Source organism: Shimazuella sp. NTD250, from assembly GCF_059510375.1.
Window position 1 is genome coordinate 436,086 of the sequence record NZ_JCAJZS010000001.1, and the last position, 18,657, is coordinate 454,742.

An 18,657-nucleotide genomic window follows, 5' to 3' on the forward strand; every position below is an offset into this window, starting at 1 on the left:
GCTGTTTCACCTCGATTTCTTTTCACGCGATGTGAAACAATCGTTTAATCCGCGAAATAAGCGTACCTTCTTCTAGTTCGAGGAAAGGCACATCCTCACCTGACAATCTTCGAGCAATGTTAGAAAATGCTTTACCAGCATATGATTTACCATCCAATATGACAGGCTCTCCTGTATTTGATGAACGAATTATTCTGCGGTCCTCTGGAACAACACCTAATAAGTTAATAGCTAAGTGATTTTTGACACGGTCTACGCTCAACATATCGCCATCTTTTACCATATCTGGCTGCACACGATTAACCACAAGGTCAATCTGATCTAAATTTGCTGATTCCAAAAGACCAATTACTCTATCAGAGTCCCGAACAGACGGTATTTCTGGATTTACGACAAGTATTGCCCTATCAGCTGCAGCAATAGCATTTCGAAAGCCGCCTTCTATACCTGCTGGGGAATCGATTAAAATAAAATCAAATTCTTTACGCAACTCATTTACTACTTGTTTTACTTGATTTGGAGATACTTCTTCTTTGTAGCGAGTTTGGGCTGCTGGGAGTAATGCTAAGTCGGGATACTCTTTGTGGCGAACCAAAGATTGTCTAAGTTTGCTAACCCCTTCAATAACATCCACAATGTCATACACAATACGATTTTCTAAACCCAACATGAGATCTAGCTTTCGTAATCCAATATCTGTATCCACCAAACAAACACGATGTCCTAGTTGGGCCAAACCTAGACCTACGGAGGCTACTGTAGTAGATTTTCCTACTCCTCCCTTTCCACTAGTAATAGTAATTGCTACTGATCGCTGGCTCATCTACGTACTCCTTTCTGGAGAAGTCAGTGTTATTTTTCCTTTGGTTGATTAATTTGACCTACACAATATTCGCCCAGAAGGTGATTTTTCCTAAATTCGACAAATATTGTTTATTTCCTCTATAAAATGGTAAATTTAGTAATAATTTTTTTGACAATTCCTGCACTGTCTATCATCTTCACCTACTTGATGGGCACAATAAGGACATAAATAAATTAGCAAAGATGATGGTTCAGAAAAAGAGGTAGTATGATGACCCGCTGGAGATAAACCATCGGAATAAGAAAACTTATTTTCATTCTTCACTTTTTCTATTTCCATATCAATGCTTTTTATTTCTCTTTGTACAAATTGCAGACGCTCTAACCCACTTTTCAGCGCTTTGTTGATACTGATATTCTGTTCCTTTTCCCATTCCGTAAAAGCTACCCACCCAATTTCTTCAGCTATCTGATCTGCTTCTCGTTTCTTATCTTTTCGCTTGTAGTTTAACTTGCTCAGCTCAATCATTCGTTTGGATGCATGACTCGTCTCTGCAACACTTTTTCCAATTTTATTTCGCAAATCCTCAAATAAATTCACTAACCTAAACCCCACTTTCCTATCTTTTATATAAAAGGTGGTGCTTCTTGAATGTCAAGTCTTATAACGGATTTCATCGATTTTCTTTTAAAAGACCCAGAGTGCCCATCCAAACAGCTGGATCTTAAGACTTTCGCTGGAAAAACTTTTTTATACACCAGTCTGCATGTTTCTCCAAACGTAATGATGAGCTATTTCAATCAAAAAAGTAAATTATTTGTAAGAGGTACAATTTGGTGTTTTCAATGCCTGTACATTAGAAAAAACGCAAACTTTGTGGTTTACCAGATTGCTTTTGTCGCGCCTGATGAAAAAAGTTTTTGCTGTGGAAATCGATGTGTAGACTGTAAATGGAGCAAAAAAGGTTAATTTATTACCTTTTTTTTCTTGTAATTAGATCATTTGGTACCTTTATTTCTTTGGAGACGGACCGTGCAATGAGGTGTGAAACTTGGAATAACAATTGCTCAATCTGCTGCTCGGTCTTTAGATATTCACCGATCAGGGGATGTCCATTCAGCTTTTCTCGATAATACTCCATTTTTTCTTTTGCTTCATGATAATTGGGATGAAAAATACCAAATCTTTTCGTTTCCTCAAAGTCTTCCTTTACTTTTTCAAAAGATTTTATCAACATTTGAGCTTCTGCATTTGTATGGATTTCTTTTTTCAATTCGAGATACCGCTTTACTTCTTCTGAATCATTTATTTGATTGCCTAATTGCTCAGCAGCTTCCATTAATTCATTTAGATCAAACGTACTCATCTTGTTTCCCTCCACTTGTTTTATTGTATCACAAAGTGCCCTCCTAAAAACGCTCAGGAGGGCTATATGCAAGGAAGGGGGAAGCTATAAAAAAACGCTTCCCCTATTATTTATGATCGTCCATCCAAAATTATCCCCAACATATTCCTATTAAGTTGGATTTATGCTGCACATAATAAAGAGAAATGCAACAAGGTAGGCATTTTCAATCGAATTGGATAATATTTCTAATTAATATGTGACATTTGGAAATTATTGAACACGAACTATGAGAAAATTTATCAAAACATCAGATGATATGTAGCTTTCTTATGTTATAATTTTATTTGATACTTACTTTTTAGGAGGTTGTCCATCATTGGATAGTGACCATGACCTGGTTAGTCTCATCTTACAACTAGCACTCGTATTTTTCCTTGTTTTATTAAATGGTTTCTTTGTAGCATCCGAATTTGCAATGGTAAGAGTTCGTTCTACTCGAATTGCTCAATTAACCGAAGAAGGAAACGTAAGTGCAAAATTAGCACAGAGAGTGTTGCTCGACCTTGACGCCTATTTATCTGCTACACAATTAGGTATCACCTTAGCTTCATTAGGTCTTGGTTGGGTTGGAGAAAGTGTAATTGCTGAGTTAATAAAACCGGTACTAGATAATTTCCATATTTCCAACAGCGTCTTACATATCATTTCCAGTATTATTGCCTTTATCGTGATTACCTTTCTACATATTGTACTAGGTGAAATGGCGCCTAAATCACTTGCGATCAGGAAAGCTGAAGGCACAACTTTGCTTGTTGCAAGACCGATGCAAATCTTCTTTGTCGTCTTTCGGCCAGCTATTTGGTTATTAAATCATTCTGCTAACCTCATCTTAAAATTGTTAGGTGTATCTTTAGAAAAAGACCAACAACAAGCTCATACGGAAGAAGAAATCCGCATGCTTGTCGAGCAGAGTCATAAGAGTGGAATGATCGATCAGACGGAGCTTTCCCTTTTTGATAATATCTTTGAATTTGCTGATCGCGTTGGGCGTGAAGTCATGGTGCCGCGTGTAAATATGGTTTGTATTTATGTAGGAGACGATTTAGCCTCCAACATTGAAATTATAAAAGAGAGTCAATTTACCCGCTTTCCTTTATGCGGAAAAGACAAAGATGACATCATCGGAATTATTCACATTCGAGATGTCTATGAACGAATCATTGAATCCGAAGATGTCCAACTATCGCAAATCGTTCGTCCAGCTATTTTAGTTCCGGAAACGATGGAAATCAAAGATATCCTAGCAACCTTGCAGAAAAACAAAACAGAGATGGCCATTGTTGTGGATGAGTACGGCGGCACTTCTGGTCTTGTTACATTAGAAGATATCATTGAGGAAATCGTCGGAGAAATCCAAGACGAATTTGACGATGAACGACCCTTTTTCCAACAAAAAGGAGTCGAAACTTCCATTGATGCTCGATTATTGATCGAGGAAGTAAACGACTATTTCCATACGGATATTGAAGACGATGACAATGATACAATTGGAGGCTGGGTCTTTTCCCGTCTACAAGAAGTACCCAAAGTGGGGAAATTTGTAGAATACGATGGCTTGACATTTACGGTTCAAGAAATGGATCACAACAGCGTCACCCGCCTGTTAGTCGTCCGTAAAATCCCCCCTGAAGAAGATACACTGGAAAATGAATCAGATAAATTAGAAGTAAACGTCGGTAAACAATAAAGCCGTTTGATCTCATTCAAACGGCTTATTCTCACACAGCATTAGACATAATCAGCTCTTTTATTTGGTTTAAGAATTATGGGAATATTAGGCAAATCGGAGGAATAAAAATGGAAACTCTGGGATGGATCATAATTCTGTTGATGACAGTGATGATTGTCTCTAGTATACAAAAGTATAATAAGTTGGAAAAAAGATTAAACCGAAATGAAAAAATTATCCAACTCCTGGTAAATCGATTAGGAATCGACACAAATTTAGCGATGGAATGGGACTCTGATCCTTCTGAAAACAAAAAAATAAAACCAGTCCACTACCATGATGAAGATCTAGTTGAGCTGTTGCAAGACCGGAAAGAAGAGAGGATAAAACACCAGAAGGAAGTAGATGCCCAGCTTTTAGAATTGGTACAAGATGGGAAAAAAATACAAGCGATAAAACGAGCGAGAGAACGATATGACTTTGGTTTAAAAGAAGCAAAGGAATATGTGGAGCACTTAGAAAGAAAATGGAAATCAAAATAAATCAAAAAAAGCAGCGACCGACTATGTCTACCCAAAGGATAAACAAAGCCGGTCGTCCTTCGCTAGAAGGAAGGTTTACTCTGTGACGAGAGTTGGACGTTGATTTTGGACGCTAGGAGTCTTTGTGTTGATCATGCTCAGCACAGCCACAACAATTTGGCCGAACAACCTTCACCTTTCGGGTCATGCGCAAGAAAAACAAACTCATTGCAAGCACAACCACCACACAGATAAGAACATACAGCAGGCCGATGTGGCTGAAAAGGTATTGGGGATAAATCGCAAAAAAGAGTATTCCATTTCCACAGAGAAACAGGATCATTTGGATAGCAGAAACCTTCTGCCTTATCTTTTTGCGAAGTTCTGATTTCATTCGTACTCTTTCTTATCAAGGTCACAGAGAATTCAACTTATTATACACGATCTATCCTTATTTCGGAATATTTTTATAAATGGGAGCAATTCGATCAATCCGATTGGTCCATATCCAGCCTGAAAAGTCCTTAGGAAGGCGTTTTAGATCCTCTGCTGTATCAAATCCACTGGAAAATTCACTGCCGTCTCCACCAACCACCATTACTCTCGTATTTATTCGATCCATACGCTTCAGAAACTTGTTTGGCCACCCCCATAGCCAAGGTCCGATTTTTTCAGGAATATGCAACTCTGTATGCTCACAAGCACTTGGAACATATCCTGTCCATCCCAAAGCGATATAGGGGAGCAGACAGCTTTTCATCGTTGCTTTGGACATTACTCGCATATTTGGTAGCTTTTCTTTTAAAGCAGCAATAGGCTCATCACCACCATACACCGTTAGCTTGCTTTGTCTATCTTTTGAAAGTTTGGATAAATAGGATGCCAGCAGTTCTCCTTCTTTTGGGTCACTACTTTTTACATCAATCAAAAGTTCTTGATCTGGAAAATGGTCCAATACTTCTGTCAAAGACGGCATCAAGCCTATTCCCTTGCCACGAAAGGGATATGTTTTACCATTGTCAGCAGTATATCCATAACCAATATCTATTTTTTTTAATTCAGCCATTGTATAATCCTTTGTCACACCATGGACATTGGTGCGGCAATCTAACGTCCAATCATGAAAAATTGCGAATTGCTCATCCTTTGTCTCATGAACATCGAGTTCTACCATATCTGCTCCATCATGAAAAGCCGCTTCCATCGAAGCAATTGTGTTTTCCAAATAAGGATACTCTGGTGGATAGATGCGTTTAGCCGTACAGGTATCATTTTGGATTCCTGCCATGGAAAAAGTTTGAGCAAGTCCACGATGCGCTAATAGCTTTGGTTTCTCACTCAATGGCTTACTAAAGATGGCAGTATTATTGAAGTAAATAAAAGCTACCAAAATAACCAATAGGAGAAAAACCTTGCTTTTTGCTATTTTTTTTAATTTATTCACTTACTAACCCCTCCCAGATGATATTCAACTTTTGCTGCAATACCTCCATCATTGTTTCAAGATGCAACGAAGCTGACTGGGTCAAAAGTGTGTGAATAAATATTCCCACTAAAATAGAAGCCACCATGTCACTATCCCATTTTTTGAAACGATTGATGTTTTCTTTCTCTTCGTCGATTATTTGAGCTAATGTAGATTGGAATTTTCCAATGTTGTTTGATTCCGTTTCGGAACGAACGGTGGATCGAATAGTTTCCTCCAATGTTAGACCGAGTAAATCTGGATATTTGTAATAAATCGTCATCAAATCTCGAAAGATATGAAGCACCCGGTCTTTTAATGATCCCTGTTGATGAAGTTTTATGATTTCATCCAAACGATTCATATATGTATCTGTTATATGCAATAAAATATGTTCTTTCTTGGGAAAATAATTAAAGAATGTACCCTTTGCAATCCCACAAGCTGCTGTGATTTCCTCAACCGTTACATTTTCATAGCCTTTTTGTTTAAATAATGCAATGGCATGTTTAATAATGGATTCTCTTGTTTGCTTTTTTCGGTTTTCCCTTAGCATTGCCAACCTCCTCGCAAAAAATGACCATAGTCATATTTGACCATAGTCATTTTATCGCTACTTGCCCTTTATTGCAATATGAAATAGAAAGGTTTTAATGAGATTGTCATGCATTCTTTGGTAGCGATGGTGGATAAAACATAATAAATAAACGTAAGCAATCCATTTATTCAATCGTTTCAGTCGAAAGACAGAGTAATAAGTTACTATCATTTAAAGCTGTCTATCAAGATTGGAAACAAAAGAAGATAACAGCTGTAGAAGCCATGAAAATAGTGGGGATGAAAAGTAATACGTTTTACAGAAGAGTAAAGGATTACGAATCAAATATTTAGCGATTATATGAAAAACAACCTTTGATATTGGAGTGGCTACAAAAGGTTGTTTTTCATTAATGGACTTTTTTGAAGAGTTAGGAAAAAATACTCAATTATTTTTGGTGTTCTTTTTCCTAGATTATCACCACATCATGTCTTTCAATCGAAAATTTCCCTTCTCTCTTATAACGAATGAAAGAATGTTATTTATTCTTTTATACTTCTTTATTGCCAAAAGTACTTTTCAACTCATGATAAATTGATTCCTGCTCATTCTCACTTTCTATTAAATCAAATAAAAGTGTAATCAATTGCTTCCGCTGTCGGGCTGGAAAATTAGCGATTACTTTTTCCGCTGCTGTATCCATTGTCTTCCTGATTTTCTCCATATAAGGTTTGGATTTTTCGGTTACTTGTAGTAAGGTGGCTCGACGATCTTCTGGATCAGGTACTCGAATAAGAAATTTTTCCTTTTCTAGTGCATCTACATACTGTGTAACCGTTCTTGGATGAATCCCCAATCTCGGTGCTAACTCACTGATCCTAATTTTCCCTGCCTCTGCAATGGCAACCAATACCCGTAATCTCGGTCCTGTCAATTGCAAAGGTGAACCGTCTTCCGCCAACTGCATCTCAAACTGGCGGTGTAAATAATGTGATGTTCGAAAAACAGTTCGCAATAGTCCACTAGCTGAAACATGGAGTTTATCTGCCTTTTTTTTATCTTCTCTCATAACTGTTAACCTCCTTGACAAAAACATTTACGGAGTATACTCTGTAAATGCACCATTATCTTATCACACTTTATGAAAAAAAGGAGCATCTTGCATGAAAACATTATTTGTAAATGCCAATAATCGACCAAGCACACAATCCATTAGTACTCAATTATATGATATATTTCTCGTCCAATACAAAAAATTTCATATCAGTGATTCTATTACAGAACTTAATTTGTTTGATGTATCTCTGCCTTACTTCGGTAATGATGCCTTTACCGGAATAGTAAAAACGAGACAAGGCACTCCTCCACTTCCCATCGAACAAAAAGCTTTTGACATAGCCACAAAATATCTAGATCAATTTTTAGATGTAGACAAAATTGTCTTTAGCTTTCCGCTTTGGAACTCGTTTGTACCGGCTGTCCTTCACACATATATTGACTACTTAAATCGACCAGGCACTACTTATCGCTATACACCAAATGGTCCAATAGGACTTATAACAGATAAAAAAGTAGTAATTCTACATGCGATAGAAGAAGGTTATTCTACACATTTTGCTAGTAACCAAGAGATGGCTGTTTCCTTTCTCATCAATAATCTCAATCAATTTGGTATAGATGATATAGAAACTATTGCGATCGATCACAGCAATATATTTCCATCTGGCGAAAGTAAGTTAAATGAAAAAGAAATAGAACTCGCGATCCAAACTGCACGATCTTTTTGATTACTCACAAAATACAAATCTATCGGCATAGGGGTTTAACGATGAAAAACAAATACTGGGTTCTCGTAACCGTTTTGATTGGTAGTTTTATAGGCTCTTTGGAACTTGTCATGCCAAACGTTGTCTTATCCCAGATTGTCAAAGAGTTAGGGTCAGATATTTCATTAGGCGGATGGATCATTACCATTTATGCCCTTTTATTTGCAACTTCCCTACCTCTATTTGGGAAAATAGGCGATATGATCGGTCACCAAAAACTATATTTGTATAGCATGGTTGCTTTTGCCATCACTAGCTTTCTATGTGGTATTTCGAACAACATTTATTGGTTGATTATATGGAGAGCATTAGCAGGTTTAACCATTGCTCCAGCATTGCCTAGTGGAATGGCAATAATCTCAAGAGCATTTTCCCCTGAAGAAAGAGGCAAGGCGATGGGGATTTTTGGAATGATCGTGGCAATCTCTACCGGTATAGGGACTCCATTAGGTGGATTGTTAACCAGTTATCTCAGTTGGTCGTATTTGTTTTATTTCTCCATCCCATTTGCTTTGATCGGATTTATCTTTGGTCTGTTCTTCTTTGCAAAAACCAAGGGGACAATTGTTGGGAAATTTGACCTAGTTGGTGCTCTAACATTTTCTGGGTCCGTAATTTCGTTTATGCTCTATTTGACACTTGGAGCAAAAGTTGGGTGGAGTAGCATAATAAATATCACAATATTCATAATTATGATTGTATTGATCGTTACTTTTATCCTCTCCTCTAGGAAAAATACACATTCATTCATCCCGTTGCAGCTATTCAGCTACCCTATATTCACTTCCATCGCATTTATCCGATCTTTACAGATGACGATCTACAATGGAACGATGTTTCTCCTTCCTTTCTTTTTTAGTGTGGTGATGAAAACTGATACGAAAACGATCGGACTTGGATTATTTATCCTTTCGATTGCCATCATGATTATTTCCCCAGTAGTTGGAAAACTATCTGATTTGATCAATCAAAAAACTTTGGTAACACTTGGAATGTTATTTACCGCCTTGGGTTCCTTGAGTTTGGTATTATTTCCAGGAAAAATTTTTAGCCCCTCTATGATTATTACCATGATTCTTTTAGGTATCGGGATTGGTACCGTACAATCTTCTGCAATGACAGCAGTTAGTCTAGCATTACCGAGAGAATTATTTGGAGTGGGATTAGGTGTTTTTAATATGTTGGGTCATGTAGGCGGGGCAATTGGACTTTCCATTTTTACCATTCTGGTGACAATGATTGATTTTAGGTGGAACTTTTTTATCATGACAATAGCGGGGGCAGTAGGTACGATTTCCGCCTTTTTGTTTATTCCAACAAAATCTGTTGCAAAAACTGCTGGACAAAAAATCCAACAGAGATAACTTAATTTTTTGGTGTTAGAGGGAGTGTAATCGATTACTCGCCAATTGCCTTATTTATTACAATGTCAGTATCCTATCGAATATGCTTGCCTATAGAGAGAGCCATGGTCAAGATACAGATGTGTTGAAACAAATTTCCCCTCTGAAATATTTAAATATCAGGAGGGGATTTTCTTATTCCACCTTTTCGAGGCGTTGTGCAAAAACACCCAATTTAGTACTTGAACTTAATATAAAAATCGACAATGTTTCCGTATTTATCTGATTCGATATGACAACAACCCATCAATAGTTTTTTTAATTCCTCTCTTCCTCGTTGAACCCTTGATTTTGCTGTTGAATAAGGAATACCTAATTTCTTACTCAGTTCTTTTTGTGATAATCCTTGTAGTTCAGATAAAAGCAATGCTTCACGATATTTTTCTGGCAGCATTTGGATAGTAGACTCCAGACAAGCAACTACTTCTTCTGTAAAATTTTTTTCTTCTTCTATGGATGTATCGCTTATTTCCAATTCGGTTGGCAGCTTTTCTGTCGGTTTCTCTGATCGATAAAAATCAATAATGGTGTTCCGGGTAATTTGATAAATCCAACTTTGCAACTTTTGCTTTTCTTTTAAGTCCGTAAGATGCTCATGGATTTTCATAAATACCATTTGCAAAATATCATCCACTTTAGATTGATCTCGAACTCGCAGGGAGATGAATCGCTTAAGAGGTGCTTGAAATTCACACCAAATACTCTCCATATTCAATTGCAAACACACTCCTACTCTCGAATTTTATTTATAAAATATACAACAAAACAAAAAAGAAATAAATTTTTTTCGTCCTCTTTGCATCTTTTTTTATTTATCAACGTCATCCATATTGAACTTAATAATTAGGAGGAATAAAGATGAACAGCAAAGAACTAATCGAGTTTAACAAAGGGAGAAAAATAAACCAAATTGCAATCGTAACCCCTGATATAGAACGATCGATGAAGGCATGGGTAGAAAATTTAGGGATAGGTCCTTGGATTGTCGTTACAGTGACAGAAAAAACATTAAACTATTTACATGTTCATGAAGTGGAAGTAAATGAACCTTTTAAATTTTTGATTGCCGTTGCTCAAGTTGGTGATATTCAGTTTGAAATGATACAGCCAGTATACGGGCCTACTATTTTTGAGAAATTTGTTCAAGAAAAAGGAGAAGGTTTGCATCATATTAAAGAAAAAATACCGACCGAAAATATAGATTCAGTATTATCTTCTTACAAAAACAATGGAATCTCTGTCATTCAAGATGGCAGATTGGGCGATGACTTACATTTTTATTTAGATACAGAGGAATCACTTGGTTTCTTATACGAAATAGGAAATTCTCCAGAATTAGATTTACCGCCTGATATGTACAGAATCTATCCTTCTGAAGGAGAATAAACGAAACAATTTACTGCGAAAGGAAGAGCTAACAATGATTAAACGTAAAGTAAAAGCATTGCTGCTAGATTTATAGGTCATCCCCCTGCCCAAACTTTAAATTATTATGGAGTGATAAAGGATCATCCATTATTAACAGGAACAGATAATTTTAGTGTTCTTGAAGAACCTTATCAGGTAGAGTTTGATCCTTCCATTACCAAAAATGTATTTTTGGAATTTGAATACAATGGAAAGCTGTATCCAGCTGCTTGGAAAAAAACTTATGGTCTTGGGAGAGTGATTTATCTTCAACCCGGCCACAGTAATGCATCATTTACACCAAAAGCATTTCAAAAACTTGTGTTAAATAGTATCCACTGGGTATCAAATATAAATGACGAAAAACCCACCTTTATTGATAGTTCCAATGATAAAAATCCACAATCAAATAATGGTTAACTCTCGTTTTTGCTTATACATTCGATGAAATCATTAATTATCTCAGCTAACTGTTGTGGATTACTAAGCATAGGCAGATGTCCAGTATGTAATTCTTTCACTATCTGCGTATTAAGATGGACAATCATTTGATCTTGTAACAATGGTGGAAATTCTTGATCATTCATAAGTTTCACATACATTTTTGCTACATCTGGAATAGAAACCTCGATACCTTCTGTATAAAGAGAGAGGGATTCTGGAATAAAAGAATTTATAATCTCAGATGCTTGATCATTCGTTAGATCGTCGCATAGTCCTTGTCGAATCGCTGATGCTGGTGGTTTTGTTCCAAAAACACGCATCATTAAACTCATCATAAAACGTTTTGCAAAAGGGAAAATCGAGAGAAAAGATCCACCCTTTTTTGGAATAGCTGCTCCAATTCCTACAAATCCCAGTAACTGATTATGAAAAATATTTGCTAATTTTAATCCAAGTAACCCTCCAATTGAATGGACAACGATAACAAACTTATCAACCTCCCATGTTTCTATTTGTTTTTGCATGTGCTCAATATAAGCTTGAAGCGACAGCTGTTTTTTTGATTTCCTTGGAAAAGTAATCTGTAAGACTGGATAACTCAATTGCCCTGAGACTTTTGACCAGATTCCACTGTGTAAACCTGCACCATGAATAAATACGAGACCTACTTGCTGATTTGTTTGATTTACGATTCTCATCCATGCGACTCCTCTTTCTAATGTCTTTGTTCTTAATGATAAAGAGGTTCCATGACAAATACTGTCAGTGTATATAAAAATATAAATCGTAGATTAGCAGATTACGTTTTACTTAACCTTAAAGTAAAAAACCCAGTACGCCTAAGTACTGGATTAATCATTTTCAAATGCAACTGCATGGGCGATACAAGGGATGTTTTCTCCTTGTTGATACGAAACAGGGCTGAGCAGTGCACCTGTAGCGATAACAAGAATGCGTTCTAGCTTACCTTGTTCCACTTCTTTCATCAGCTTTCCATAGGTGACTACTGCACTGCTGGCACAGCCGCTTCCACCAGCAAAGGTTTCCTGTTCAGGCTTATAAATCATCAGCCCGCAGTCGGAAAATTGCGCTCCCATGTCATAACCTGCTTGAAATAAAAGTTCTCTTGCGATTGGATGTCCGACAGTAGCTAAGTCACCTGTAACAATGAGGTCGTAATCTGCTGGTTTTCTGCCTGTATCTTGAAAATGCGAAATAATAGTATCTACTGCCGCAGGAGCCATAGCAGAGCCCATATCAAATGGATTTTTTACTCCGCGTTCCATCACTTTTCCGATTGTGGCATAGCGAACGCGAGGGCCAGCATCGGCTTTCCCTAATACCGCTGCCCCAGCTCCTGTAACGGTCCACTGGGCTGTACTTGGTTTTTGTCCACCGTATTCGGTCGGATAGCGGTATTGCTTCTCTGCTGTACAATTATGACTGGATACTCCTACAATAGCATGCTGGGAATATCCAGCATTCACAAACGAAGCACCGATTGTCATCGATAGCATAGACGAAGAACAAGCACCGTATATCCCCATGAAGGGAATTCCTAATTTTTGTGCGGAAAAAGAGGCAGTGATATTTTGGTTTAATAAATCCCCTGCTAAATACACTCCGATGTCAGTCGGCAGCTTTCCCGATTTTTGAATAGCTGCATCTACCGCAGTGGAAAGCATCTTTCGTTCTGCTTTTTCCCAAGTGTCCTCTCCTGCATATAAATCATCAAACGTGTGATCTAAATGTTTTCCGATGATCCCCTCAGACTCCATCGGTCCACCGACAGCAGCAGAAGCTAAAACTCTTGTGTCTGGGTTGAATTCCCAAGTTCTACCGATCATGTTTTAGCCTCCTACCGCCATGATGACCAATGTCCGAATCAAACTGACTACAAAGGCAGAGAATACACCCCATACGATAACAGAACCGGCTAATTTAAACATATTTCCACCTACACCGAGCACATAACCTTCTGATTTATGCTCTAAAGCAGCAGAGGCAATCGAATTCGCAAAACCAGTGACTGGCACTGCTGTACCTGCTCCAGCCCACTGCCCAATGTTGTCATATACCCCGAAACCAGTTAAGAGGCATGTAATGATGACTATAGTTGCGACTGTCATACTGCTTGCTACATCTTTTGGATATCCAAAACCTTTATAAAGCATGTTTAAAGCTTCACCGATAATACATATAAAACCGCCTACGAAAAATGCCTTTAAACAGTTTGCTAAAACTTTTGGTTTTGGACGATGTTTTTGCGCCAATTTATCATAAGCTTGATCTTGTTGGATTTGTCTAGCTTGTTGAGTGGACAATGAAATAACCTCCTAATAATAACAACGTTATTTTTTGCGTTTGGAGGTTATTTATACAAGATTCAATGGTCGTCTTGAATTGATTTCACTCTTGAAAATAAAAAAACCACTGCAATAGTGATCGAAATGTACCCTATAAAAAGTGGTTGCCCTCAACTGGATGCTGAGGGCGGTGAGTGGTGTCCATCCCATAGCTAAAATTCAGCTATGAGACGGACGGACCTCTCCGGTCGCAGCCTGGAGGGCTACGACCGAAATTATGGTGCTGGCATCCCGCCCTTCCTACCCGCCGAAGCGGGTAGGCTGGGGCCTAAGCCCCTGGCGGGATTTTGGGGCTCCCGCCCCCTTAGTGGCGCTCAGCGCCACTGAGTTTGTGGCGACTCTCCCGCCACCGAGTTATGGCGACTCTCCCGCCACCGAGTCGTGGCGCATCCGCGCCACTGCGTTGGCTCTCTGAGCCACCAGAAGTTTTATATATTCCACGCCTACTAGCGGTTCACAGGACGACGTATCCTACACACTACACTTCCTCATGCGCACATTCCCAGTCAGTAAACCTGTGGGCTCCTCTTCAGCTGTGTTCGCAGAAATATCAAGGACTAATGTCCTCAACAAATCAGCGACTACAGCATTGTATGAGAAGCTTGTTATTCCTCCACAGATTATACCTTCTGGTACAGTACGCACTCAGTTGTGCAGCTTTACAGATACGCCGCCCCTTCACCCGGGTTCGACATAATCAGTATATCATGAAAGCAATTGAAATGCGTGTTGAAAATATAAATTTATTTGTAATTTATTAAGATGTCAAAAAAGCTACCAGCAATAAAACACTGGAAGCTTTATAAATTTTTATAAATCGTTAGAAGTATGATGATAATGTGTTTCAGAAATTTCACTTAAGGCATCACTTGCCTCATTTTGATATGGTGAGCGGACCGCCATATCTCCTAAAGATACAACACCAATCAACTGATTTTGATCAACAACAGGCAGACGTCTAATTTGTGCTTCTGCCATTTTTTCAGCTGCTTCATCTACTGACATTTCCGGTGTACCATATACCAATTGAGATGACATGATATCCTGTAATGGAGAGGAATTCGGCTTTTTTTCTGCAATTCCACGAGTGACGATATCCCGGTCCGTGATGATCCCTTTTAATTGCCCATTTTCACAAACAGGTATCATTCCGACATTTTCATTTCTCATCATTGTAGCAGCTTCAAACAGATTGTCATCTGGAGATAGATGAGCGATATCTGTTGACATAATATCCCTTACCTTATGCATCTATCAATGCCCCCTTTTGCGGTTAGCATAACCGCATTTCATAAGGGACATGCATCTTACATAAAGGAAGCAAGTAAAGTCGGTTTATTCGTTTCAAGAGAAGCTTCATGCAAGTACTGGACAGCCCCTTTGACCAGCAGCTCCAACCCTAGTTTCATCGCTTCTTCATCCACATCAAATCTCGGATGGTGATGAGGAGCTGTAATTCCTCTTAATTCGTTACCAGCACCAACAAAGCAAAAAGTTCCCGGGATCTCATTTAAATAATAAGCAAAATCTTCTCCGCCCATCATCGGGGCCATCTCTTCGACTTTGTCTTTTCCTACAATCGATTCAGCGACTTTCCACAAACGCGCTGTTTCCATATGATTGGTGACAAGCGGGGGATATCCTTTGCGAATTTCAATTTCGTAAGCAGCTCCATACATATGGCAAGTATCATGCACTACTTCTTTAATTCGGCGAAGCAAAAATTCACGAATATCCGGGGAAAAAGCGCGTACTGTCCCTTTCCATTCACAAGACTCGGAGATGACATTGGATGCATCACCACCATGGATACTTCCTATGGAAATAACAGCTGAACGAACAGGATCGATTTGCCGGCTGATGATGGATTGGATGTTGACAATGGCATGTGAGGCAACAGCGATTGCATCGGTTGTCGTGTGGGGCAGCCCTCCATGACCACCTTTACCAATGATGTTGACGGTAAATACATCGCTCGATGCAAGCATAGGCCCCGAACGAAAACTCATATATCCAGTAGGAAGCGGGGACCAGAGATGCACAGCATAAATTGCGTCTACTCCCTCTAAAACTCCCGCCTCAATCATGGCTTTAGCACCACCTGGCAGCATTTCTTCGGCATGTTGAAAAATAAATAAGATATTTCCGTATAATTGCTCTTTCATTGTCGTAAGAATAGATGCTGCACCCATTAACATTGCCATATGTCCGTCATGTCCGCATGCATGCATCACCCCTGGCACACGAGAACGATAGACACAATCTTTCTCATCTTGAATGGGTAAGGCATCCATATCAGCACGCAGGGCAATCGTTGGACCGGGATGACGACCGCGAAGCAGACCTGTGACGCCGCCGCCTCCAACTCCTGTCCGCACTTCTAATCCTAAACTTTCCAAGTGTGCTGCCACACGCTTGGAAGTTTCTCTTTCTTGAAATGAAACCTCCGGATATTGATGAAATGTTCTTCTCCATGTCACTACTCGCGGAAACAATTCCTCGATCCACTGTTTCATATATGTACTGCTACGTTTACACATAGACACATGTCCATGTGAAAATTGTTCGATGTTTCCTAATCACTCGTCGAAATAAGATAAAAAAAGGAAAAATAAAAATATTCTGCACGAGTATTAAGAAATCATACCTCCATCTCACCTATTTTCAGCATAACATTCAGACACATATCTAGTTGTAGCAGTGTACACCTGCCTTTCTTTGAATTTTTTTCGATTTGTAGTACAAGCACATCCAATGGAAATTGTTTTCACCTCCTTGTAAATTCCCGAGATTGTTACCTTGCTTTCAGATGGGGTAACATACTATCATGATTTAAGTAGAGATCAACATACACTTTAGGGGGTACTAATATATGCTTTTTCCTGAAGCAAAAACAAAAGGATTTAAAAAAGAATTTAAAGAAATTGAGCACCTGATGAAGAAACTCGGTTTCGCTCGGTGGGCTTGGGATTACAGAAAAGTTACATATGATTACAAATATACTGCGGATGGAGTCGATTATTACCTGCGTCTGCCATGTCGTGTGATAAATGACAAACAATTGGAAAATCCAAAAGCTGTCGTAGAAACAGATACCCCTGTTTTTGCCCGTCATTTCTTTCCACATGGATTAGATAATGATACCCTTGTACCAGAAAAACTCCAAGAGGAAGTTCACGAAAAAATTAACGAGTTGGAAAAAAATTTATCAGCATAAATGAAAAGAGAAGAGGTGGAAGGATTTCCTTCACCTCTTTTCGGTTCTATGTAGGGAAAAAGGGAAAAAGAAAACTACCCGATTGGCAGCTTTCTTTCCTATACAACATCTAACCTATACCATTTTCTAAACTTTCTTCATCAAAATGGTTGTCACTTTTTTGACTGTTTTTTTCTTTTATTTCAACGCCTTCAACTTTTACGTTTACTTCGACTACATTTAGTCCTGTCATATTCTCAATTGCTTGTTTCACTTCTTTTTGCAATCTGCGGCATACATCATGAATAGGGACACCAAATTCTACAATAACACGAAGACTGACGGCTGTCTCCACCTCACCGGCTTCCACTAAGACGCCTTTTCGCATATTCTTCCCGCCAACACGTTTGGCCCAGCCTTCTGTAATACCCCCAGACATACTGGCAATACCATTTACTTTACTTGCGGTTAAACCAGCAATAACGGCTACTACATCATTAGATATTTGAATCAGATTCTGTTCTGCCATATTGTTTGCTACTGCATGCTTACAAGTAGCATGTTATCCCCCTTCCTGGTTGTCATGGTGGACGAGGAAATCTATGTCGGAAAATTCGCAAGTAATTGTTACAGTTACATTTTATACAATTTACGGTACTATTTCAAACGCTTTAGCTCACTTTGTAGCCAGCGATTTTTACCATCATCTGAACTTGTGGATGAGTTAAATTAACTTTATAGCCATAAAATATTTTATCTTCTATCTCTATCTCATAAGGAAGTAGATACTTTCCTTTGACCAATCGATTAAACAAATGATTGGATTCTAACTCATCAAGATGGAATTTGCGTGACATATCATTTTTAATCCATGTGCTCCCATAACTTTTTCCTATGTTGTTCGGATCACGATACCATTCATAAATTTGGACAACTGTATTGTGAATTAAACGATCTACCTGAGAGAGAGTACTTAATTTTTCGACATTTAGAAATTCAAGTAAGTTATGTGCTTGATCACAGAACTCATGCAGTTGAGCCGACTTGGATAAACTTTCATCCCATAAACAAAATAACTCTACCCTTTTTCCTTTTGACCATAAGCGATCTAAAAGAGGAATCATATCTTGATCTGCACTTACGATAACATACGTATGAATTTCTGGTATCTGATACAAGACCTCCATGGTATCTAAACACAGTTGAATATCAGCAGCATTTTTACGTTCTTTACCTTCTCGCCCATTACTGTATACTTGATTTACATGGACTCGTTTTTTTTGTAAACTCATCATGGACAAGTCGACTTGTTCAAAATCGGCATATGCTTCCATCATACGAATCGAATCTTTACCATAATACTCAGTTAATCGCACAAACAAGTTATGGGAGTCATCGGGATGGTCGGGGTCCATATGGTACTTCTTTAGCCCGTAATAAACATTTTCTAAATCGATGAAAATAGCTGTATCCTTCCGATAATCCACTTGCAGCCCCTCCTTCCATATTTAAGCATGTTGGGAATATTCTCTGAAATTTATTGTTTTCCTGCTTTTTTCTGGTGATAATCATTCGACTTTTGAAGGAAACATATTGACAAATTTCGTGT

The 18,657-nt window shown here is 38.4% G+C and carries 22 protein-coding genes and 2 pseudogenes; 10 read left to right on the forward strand and 14 right to left on the reverse strand.

From position 1 onward, the window contains the following. Positions 1–22: 22 nt before the first annotated feature. The 3 genes from minD to AC5WOF_RS02295 form a co-directional block, all read right to left on the reverse strand. The gene (minD, locus tag AC5WOF_RS02285; RefSeq protein WP_496048334.1) at positions 23–823 is read right to left on the reverse strand and encodes a septum site-determining protein MinD; all 801 of its coding nucleotides are present in this window, start codon (positions 821–823) and stop codon (positions 23–25) included. A 135-nt stretch (positions 824–958) separates the two neighbouring features. Beyond that, a complete protein-coding gene (locus tag AC5WOF_RS02290) occupies positions 959–1,405 on the reverse strand; it encodes a hypothetical protein (protein WP_496048335.1) in 447 nt (148 codons plus the stop codon). Positions 1,406–1,778: 373 nt separating this feature from the next. Beyond that, entirely contained in the window at positions 1,779–2,171 is a 393-nt protein-coding gene (locus AC5WOF_RS02295; protein WP_496048336.1) for a YlbF/YmcA family competence regulator, read from the reverse strand. Between the two features lie 358 nt (positions 2,172–2,529). On the opposite strand from AC5WOF_RS02295, the gene AC5WOF_RS02300 reads away from it, so the two are divergent. The 3 genes from AC5WOF_RS02300 (at position 2,530) to AC5WOF_RS02310 (ending at position 4,791) form a co-directional block, all read left to right on the forward strand. Continuing rightward, positions 2,530–3,900, forward strand: coding sequence for a hemolysin family protein (locus tag AC5WOF_RS02300; protein ID WP_496048337.1), 1,371 nt, complete (start codon positions 2,530–2,532; stop codon positions 3,898–3,900). A 110-nt stretch (positions 3,901–4,010) separates the two neighbouring features. Next, entirely contained in the window at positions 4,011–4,424 is a 414-nt protein-coding gene (locus tag AC5WOF_RS02305) for a ribosomal protein L7/L12 (protein WP_496048338.1), read from the forward strand. A gap of 127 nt (positions 4,425–4,551) precedes the next feature. Further along, positions 4,552–4,791: a hypothetical protein gene (locus AC5WOF_RS02310; protein WP_496048339.1), complete on the forward strand. Its 240-nt coding sequence runs from the start codon at positions 4,552–4,554 to the stop codon at positions 4,789–4,791. A gap of 63 nt (positions 4,792–4,854) precedes the next feature. Here the strand turns inward: AC5WOF_RS02310 and AC5WOF_RS02315 are convergent, their stop codons facing one another. Together AC5WOF_RS02315 and AC5WOF_RS02320 are read right to left on the reverse strand one after the other, a co-directional pair. Then, on the reverse strand, positions 4,855–5,847 hold the full coding sequence (locus tag AC5WOF_RS02315; protein ID WP_496048340.1) for a glycerophosphodiester phosphodiesterase family protein: 993 nt from the start codon (positions 5,845–5,847) through the stop codon (positions 4,855–4,857). Beyond that, entirely contained in the window at positions 5,840–6,424 is a 585-nt protein-coding gene (locus AC5WOF_RS02320) for a TetR/AcrR family transcriptional regulator (RefSeq protein WP_496048341.1), read from the reverse strand. The genes AC5WOF_RS02315 and AC5WOF_RS02320 overlap by 8 nt, the downstream gene beginning before the upstream one ends. Positions 6,425–6,633: 209 nt before the next feature. Here AC5WOF_RS02320 and AC5WOF_RS02325 point away from each other — a divergent pair. After that, positions 6,634–6,759: pseudogene (locus AC5WOF_RS02325) on the forward strand (recombinase family protein); the annotation flags it as partial. A gap of 197 nt (positions 6,760–6,956) precedes the next feature. Here the strand turns inward: AC5WOF_RS02325 and AC5WOF_RS02330 are convergent. Next, entirely contained in the window at positions 6,957–7,475 is a 519-nt protein-coding gene (locus tag AC5WOF_RS02330) for a MarR family winged helix-turn-helix transcriptional regulator (RefSeq protein ID WP_496048342.1), read from the reverse strand. A 94-nt stretch (positions 7,476–7,569) separates the two neighbouring features. On the opposite strand from AC5WOF_RS02330, the gene AC5WOF_RS02335 reads away from it, so the two are divergent. The 3 genes and pseudogenes from AC5WOF_RS02335 to AC5WOF_RS02345 form a co-directional block, all read left to right on the forward strand. Then, positions 7,570–8,193: an FMN-dependent NADH-azoreductase gene (locus AC5WOF_RS02335; protein ID WP_496048343.1), complete on the forward strand. Its 624-nt coding sequence runs from the start codon at positions 7,570–7,572 to the stop codon at positions 8,191–8,193. Between the two features lie 41 nt (positions 8,194–8,234). Then, positions 8,235–9,596 carry an MFS transporter gene (locus tag AC5WOF_RS02340; RefSeq protein WP_496048344.1) on the forward strand — a complete coding sequence of 454 codons (1,362 nt, stop codon included), beginning with the start codon at positions 8,235–8,237 and terminating at the stop codon, positions 9,594–9,596. A 34-nt stretch (positions 9,597–9,630) separates the two neighbouring features. Then, positions 9,631–9,861, forward strand: a pseudogene (locus AC5WOF_RS02345) (hypothetical protein); the annotation flags it as partial. Here AC5WOF_RS02345 and sigZ read toward each other — a convergent pair. Further along, positions 9,811–10,350, reverse strand: coding sequence for an RNA polymerase sigma factor SigZ (sigZ, locus tag AC5WOF_RS02350; RefSeq protein WP_496048813.1), 540 nt, complete (start codon positions 10,348–10,350; stop codon positions 9,811–9,813). The pseudogene AC5WOF_RS02345 and the gene sigZ sit on opposite strands and share 51 nt — an antisense overlap. Positions 10,351–10,493: 143 nt before the next feature. Here sigZ and AC5WOF_RS02355 point away from each other — a divergent pair, with 143 nt between their 5' ends. Together AC5WOF_RS02355 and AC5WOF_RS02360 are read left to right on the forward strand one after the other, a co-directional pair. Then, complete coding sequence (locus AC5WOF_RS02355; protein WP_496048345.1) at positions 10,494–11,021, forward strand: VOC family protein; 528 nt, start codon at positions 10,494–10,496, stop codon at positions 11,019–11,021. A 72-nt stretch (positions 11,022–11,093) separates the two neighbouring features. After that, on the forward strand, positions 11,094–11,462 hold the full coding sequence (locus tag AC5WOF_RS02360; RefSeq protein ID WP_496048814.1) for a ThuA domain-containing protein: 369 nt from the start codon (positions 11,094–11,096) through the stop codon (positions 11,460–11,462). Here the strand turns inward: AC5WOF_RS02360 and AC5WOF_RS02365 are convergent. From AC5WOF_RS02365 to AC5WOF_RS02385, 5 genes are all read right to left on the reverse strand, one after another. Continuing rightward, entirely contained in the window at positions 11,459–12,184 is a 726-nt protein-coding gene (locus AC5WOF_RS02365; protein ID WP_496048346.1) for an alpha/beta fold hydrolase, read from the reverse strand. The genes AC5WOF_RS02360 and AC5WOF_RS02365 overlap by 4 nt on opposite strands. Positions 12,185–12,337: 153 nt before the next feature. Next, positions 12,338–13,333, reverse strand: a complete 996-nt coding sequence (gene spoVAD / locus AC5WOF_RS02370) for a stage V sporulation protein AD (protein WP_496048347.1) — start codon at positions 13,331–13,333, stop codon at positions 12,338–12,340. A 3-nt stretch (positions 13,334–13,336) separates the two neighbouring features. After that, entirely contained in the window at positions 13,337–13,810 is a 474-nt protein-coding gene (spoVAC, locus tag AC5WOF_RS02375) for a stage V sporulation protein AC (protein ID WP_496048348.1), read from the reverse strand. 852 nt (positions 13,811–14,662) lie between these two features. Continuing rightward, on the reverse strand, positions 14,663–15,103 hold the full coding sequence (locus AC5WOF_RS02380) for a CBS domain-containing protein (RefSeq protein WP_496048349.1): 441 nt from the start codon (positions 15,101–15,103) through the stop codon (positions 14,663–14,665). A 56-nt stretch (positions 15,104–15,159) separates the two neighbouring features. Then, positions 15,160–16,368, reverse strand: coding sequence for a M20 metallopeptidase family protein (locus AC5WOF_RS02385; protein WP_496048350.1), 1,209 nt, complete (start codon positions 16,366–16,368; stop codon positions 15,160–15,162). A gap of 356 nt (positions 16,369–16,724) precedes the next feature. On the opposite strand from AC5WOF_RS02385, the gene AC5WOF_RS02390 reads away from it, so the two are divergent. Then, positions 16,725–17,069: a YugN family protein gene (locus AC5WOF_RS02390; RefSeq protein WP_496048351.1), complete on the forward strand. Its 345-nt coding sequence runs from the start codon at positions 16,725–16,727 to the stop codon at positions 17,067–17,069. Between the two features lie 109 nt (positions 17,070–17,178). Here AC5WOF_RS02390 and AC5WOF_RS02395 read toward each other — a convergent pair whose 3' ends face one another. Both AC5WOF_RS02395 and AC5WOF_RS02400 read right to left on the reverse strand, forming a co-directional pair. Then, the gene (locus AC5WOF_RS02395; RefSeq protein ID WP_496048352.1) at positions 17,179–17,577 is read right to left on the reverse strand and encodes an Asp23/Gls24 family envelope stress response protein; all 399 of its coding nucleotides are present in this window, start codon (positions 17,575–17,577) and stop codon (positions 17,179–17,181) included. A gap of 142 nt (positions 17,578–17,719) precedes the next feature. Continuing rightward, positions 17,720–18,535: an NYN domain-containing protein gene (locus AC5WOF_RS02400; RefSeq protein WP_496048353.1), complete on the reverse strand. Its 816-nt coding sequence runs from the start codon at positions 18,533–18,535 to the stop codon at positions 17,720–17,722. Positions 18,536–18,657: the final 122 nt, after the last annotated feature.